This is a genomic window from Embleya sp. NPDC050154 (assembly GCF_044460165.1).
In the GTDB taxonomy this organism is placed as follows: Bacteria; Actinomycetota; Actinomycetes; order Streptomycetales; family Streptomycetaceae; genus Embleya.
Genome location: NZ_JBITJP010000068.1, coordinates 1 through 4,139, shown reverse-complemented (window position 1 = coordinate 4,139; position 4,139 = coordinate 1). Strand labels below are relative to the sequence as shown.

The window sequence follows — 4,139 nt, the reverse complement described above, 5'->3', positions numbered from 1 at the left end:
CACTCGCCACCGTCCACACCCACACCACCACCGACTGGACGCGCTTCTACCCCACCACCCCACCCACCCACCTCGACCTCCCCACCTACCCCTTCGAGCACAAGCGTTACTGGCTGGAGACGCCCGACAGCGCGGGAGACGCGGCCGCGGCCGGACAGGCGGCGATCGAACACCCGCTGCTCGGCGCGGCGGTGGAACTGGCGGGGACGGATGTCACCGTGCTGACCGGCCGGTTGTCGTTGCAAACGCATGGCTGGCTGGTCGACCACGCGGTCTCCGACAACGTTCTGCTGCCCGGCACGGCCTTCGTCGAGTTGGCGCTTCGCGCGGGTGACGAGGTGGGCGGCGACCACCTCGAGGAACTCACCTTGCAGGCGCCGCTCGTCCTGTCCGCGACCGGCGGCGTGCAACTGCGGGTGGAAGTGGGTGAGCCCGACGACGCCGGACGGCGTTCGGTGAACATCTACTCCCGACCCGACGGCGAGCGCACGGGTGTGCTCTGGACCTGCCACGCCACGGGCGTGCTCGCCCTCGGCGGTCCGGCGGCATCCTCGTGGGATCCCCGGGAGTGGCCGCCGGCCGAGGCGGTGTCGGTGGATATCGACGAGCTGTACCCGGCACTGGCCGCCCTCGGCTATCAGTACGGCCCCGCGTTCCAGGGGTTGCGGGCGGTGTGGAGGCGGGGCGAGGAGGTGTACGCCGAGGTCGTGCTGCCGGAGGAGCGGCACGCCGAAGCGGATGTCTTCGGTATCCACCCCGCGCTGCTGGACGCGGCGCTGCACGCCGGGATCATCCCCCACCCGGAGCCTGGACGGGAACCGGAGCCGCCGAGGCTGCCGTTCGTGTGGTCCGACGTGCGCCTGCACGCGACCGGCGCCAGGCATGTGCGGGTGCGACTGGCTTCGACGGGCCACGACGCCCTCGTGGTGGAGGTCGCCGACACCGAAGGCGTGCCGGTCGCGTCGGTCGGTTCACTGGCGATGCGTCCGGTCGATCCCGGGAAACCGGTCGGGGCGCGGGACGGGAACCACGACGCGTTGTTCCGGATGGCATGGGTGAGCAGGGCGGTGCCGGAGGCCGACCGGACCCCGGTCGACTCGTGGGTCCTGGTGGGCGACGACGGACTCGGCCTCGACGCCGTTCCGGGCGCCGCACGGGTGCGGCGGTACGCGGACCTGTCCGTGCTCGGCGGCGAGTTCGACGACCCGGCCACCGCCACCTCCCGTCCCGAACTCGTGCTGGCCTGCCACCTGCCCGCCGAGGACGCCGGTTCCGTCGAGGAGGCCGGCTTCGGTGGTCCCGCAGCCGTTCGCACCGCACTGCTCAAGGCGCTGGCGCTGGCGCAATCGTGGCTCGCCGACGAGCGTTTCGCCGACACCCGGCTGGCGGTGGTCACCCGCGGTGCGGTGGCGGCCGGCGACGCGGAGCGGCTCGATCTGGCCTCCGCGCCGGTGTGGGGCCTGCTGCGCACCGCGCAGACGGAGAACCCGGACCGTTTCGTCCTCGTCGACATCGACGAGGACGAGCGTTCCCTCCGAAACCTGCCCGCCGCGCTCGCCTGTGGCGAGCCGCAGTTCGCGCTGCGCGGGGGAGAGGTCCTGGTGCCGAGGCTCGTCCGGGCCGCGGTCGCGGCCGATGGCGCGCCGACACCCCCGCGCGAGCAGTGGGACCCGGAGGGCACGGTCCTGATCACCGGCGGCACCGGCACACTGGGCGAGCTGCTCGCCCGGCACCTGGTGACCGAACACGGGGCAAGGCGGCTGCTGTTGGTCAGCCGCCGAGGGCCCGGGGCCGAGGGCGCCGGGGAATTGGTCGAGCGGCTGGCCGGACTCGGGGCCGCGGCCACGGCTGTGGCATGCGACGTCGCCGACCCCGAGGCGCTGTCCGCCCTGCTGGACGCGATACCGGCCGAACACCCGCTGACCGCGGTCGTGCACGCGGCTGGTGTGCTGGACGACGGCCTGATCTCCGCACTGACACCCGAGCGGCTGGACGCGGTGCTACGGCCCAAGGCGGACGCGGCATGGCACCTGCACCGGCTCACCCGGGACCGGGAGCCGGTGGCGTTCATCCTGTTCTCCTCGGTGATGGCCGCGCTCGGCGGCGCGGGGCAGGGCAACTACGCGGCGGCGAACGCCTACCTCGACGCGCTTGCCGCGCACCGCCGGGCCCAGGGGCTTCCGGCCACGTCGTTGGCCTGGGGCTTCTGGGATCAGCGCAGTGACATGACGGGGAATCTGGACCACGCGGACCTGGCCCGGCTCGCCCGGCTCGGCCTGGCGCCCCTGCGGTCGGAGGAGGGGCTCACCCTGTTCGACGCGGCCGTCGCCCTCGACGAGCCGACGCTCGTCCCCGCGCGGCTGGACATCACACAGCTCGCTCAGGGTGGGAACGAGGCGCTGCCCGCGGTGCTTTCCGCGCTGGTGCGTCCCCGTGCCGCCCGGCGCACCGCCGCGGCGGGTCCGGTGGGCGGCGCCGCGGGCGAGCAACGGTTCGCCGGGATGTCCGCGGCCGACGCCGAGCGCGAACTCGTGGAACTGGTGCGCGCCCACGCCGCGACCGTGGTGGGGCACGCGACACCGGAATCGGTCCGGCCGGACGGCAAGTTCAAGGACTCCGGCTTCGACTCGCTGTCCGCTGTGGAACTGCGCAACCGCCTGACCGCCGCCCTCGGTCTGCGCCTGTCGGCGACGGCGGTCTTCGACCACCCGACGCCGGTCGCACTGGCCCGACACCTGCGCGACAAACTTCTCGGCGCGGCGCCCGCCGCCGAACCCGCAGTCGCGGTCGTCGCGTCGGTCGAACCGGTGGCCATCGTGGGCATGGGATGCCGGCTTCCCGGGGGCGTCGGATCCCCCGAGGAACTGTGGGAGTTGGTCGCCTCCGGCCGCGAGGGGATCTCGGGGCTCCCGACGGACCGCGGCTGGGACGTCGACGGGCTGTACGACTCCGATCCCGACCGGCCGGGCAAGACCTATGCCCGCGAGGGCGGCTTCCTCCACGGCGCGGCCGAGTTCGACGCGGGCTTCTTCGGTATCGCGCCACGCGAGGCGCTGGCCATGGACCCGCAACAACGGCTGCTCCTGGAAACCGCCTGGGAGGCGTTCGAGCACGCGGGCATCCGCCCGGAGTCGGTGCACGGCAGCCGGACGGGTGTGTACATCGGCGCGTTGGGCCAGGAGTACGGCTCGCCGCTGCACGAGGCCCCGGAGGGGACGGACGGCCTGCTGGCGACCGGTACGACGAACAGCGTGATCTCCGGCCGGCTGGCCTACGTCCTCGGGCTGGAAGGCCCGGCGATCACCACCGACACGGCGTGCTCGTCGTCCCTGGTGGCGCTGCACCAGGCGGCGTACGCGTTGCGCCAAGGGGAGTGCACCCTCGCGGTGGCGGGCGGCGTGACGGTGCTGACCGCACCGGGGCTGTTGACCGAGTTCAGCAGGCAGCGAGGGCTGGCACCCGACGCCCGGATCAAGGCGTTCGCGGCCTCCGCCGACGGCACGGCCTGGGGTGAGGGCGTCGGCGTCGTCATCCTGGAGCGGCTCTCCGACGCACGGCGCAACGGGCACCGCGTCCTCGCCGTCATCCGCGGCTCGGCCGTCAACCAGGACGGTGCGAGCAACGGCCTCACCGCCCCCAACGGACCATCGCAGGAGCGTGTCATCCGGCAGGCGCTGGCCAACTCCGGGGTTCGGGCCGACGAGGTCGATGTGGTCGAGGCGCACGGTACGGGCACCGCGCTGGGCGATCCGATCGAGGCGCAGGCGTTGTTGGCGACCTACGGTCAGGGGCGGCCGGAGGATCGGCCGTTGTGGTTGGGTTCGCTGAAGTCGAACATCGGCCACACGGTGGCCACCGCCGGCGTCGCCGGTGTGATCAAGATGGTGATGGCCCTGCGGCACGGGGTGCTACCCCGCACGTTGAATGTGGACGAGCCGACCCCGCACGTCGACTGGACGGCGGGCGCGGTGGAATTGCTGACCGAGGCGCGGGCGTGGCCGGAGACGGGTCGTCCACGCCGCGCCGGGGTCTCCTCCTTCTCGATCAGTGGGACGAACGCGCATGTGATCGTGGAGCAGGCTCCTGTGGGTGGGGGTGTGGTCGGGCGGGGTGTGTCGGGGCCGGTGGTGGTGGCGGAC

1 protein-coding gene is annotated in these 4,139 nt (G+C 73.2%); it reads left to right on the top strand.

All coding sequences use genetic code 11. The features are described from left to right. Nucleotides 1-4,139 (top strand): type I polyketide synthase (locus ACIBSV_RS50530; protein WP_395874754.1); only part of this gene is annotated, 4,139 nt, incomplete at both ends.